Here is a 921-nt window from a genome sequence, read left to right as displayed (position 1 = left end):
CCGAGGGACAGACCGCGGGAGGCCAGAACGTCCTTGATTTCAGTCAAGGATTTCTTGCCCAGGTTCGGAGTCTTCAACAGYTCTACTTCGGTACGCTGAATCAGGTCGCCGATGTAGTARATGTTTTCCGCCTTAAGGCAGTTAGCCGAACGTACAGTCAGTTCCAGATCGTCAACCGGGCGAAGCAGGATCGGATCGATCTCGTCTTCCTGCTCGACAACCACTGGCTCACTGTCACCCTTGAGGTCGACGAACGCAGCCAACTGCTGTTGCAGGATGGTTGCAGCGCGGCGAATTGCCTCTTCAGGATCCAGAGTACCGTTGGTTTCCAGATCAATAACCAGCTTGTCCAGGTTAGTACGCTGCTCGACACGGGCGTTTTCCACCACGTATGCGATACGGCGAACCGGGCTGAACGAAGAGTCAAGCTGCAAGCGACCGATGCTGCGGCTTTCGTCTTCATCGCTCTGACGCGAATCTGCCGGTTCATAACCACGACCACGAGCTACTACGAGCTTCATGTTCAGGGCGCCGTTAGACGCCAGGTTAGCGATTACGTGATCGGGATTAACGATCTCGACATCATGATCCAGCTGAATATCGGCAGCGGTAACCACCCCCGAACCCTTCTTCGACAAGGTCAGCGTAACTTCGTCACGACCGTGCAGCTTGATAGCCAGACCTTTAAGGTTCAACAGGATTTCAATGACGTCTTCCTGTACACCTTCGATGGCGCTGTACTCGTGGAGCACACCGTCAATCTCGGCCTCGACTACTGCACAGCCGGGCATTGAGGACAACAGGATGCGGCGCAGCGCGTTGCCCAGSGTRTGGCCAAAGCCACGCTCGAGAGGCTCGAGAGTGATCTTGGCGCGGGTTGGACTGACAACCTGCACATCAATGTGGCGGGGTGTCAGGAAC

1 protein-coding gene is annotated in these 921 nt (G+C 55.7%); it reads right to left on the bottom strand.

Annotated features, from left to right (window positions below):
• On the bottom strand, positions 1-921 hold a 921-nt coding region (locus tag AC1DVH_RS31845; RefSeq protein ID WP_477757129.1), incomplete at both ends, for a DNA-directed RNA polymerase subunit alpha.

It is taken from the genome of Pseudomonas sp. P4_C3 (assembly GCF_056402075.1).
This window is presented reverse-complemented; position numbering and strand designations above follow the sequence as displayed.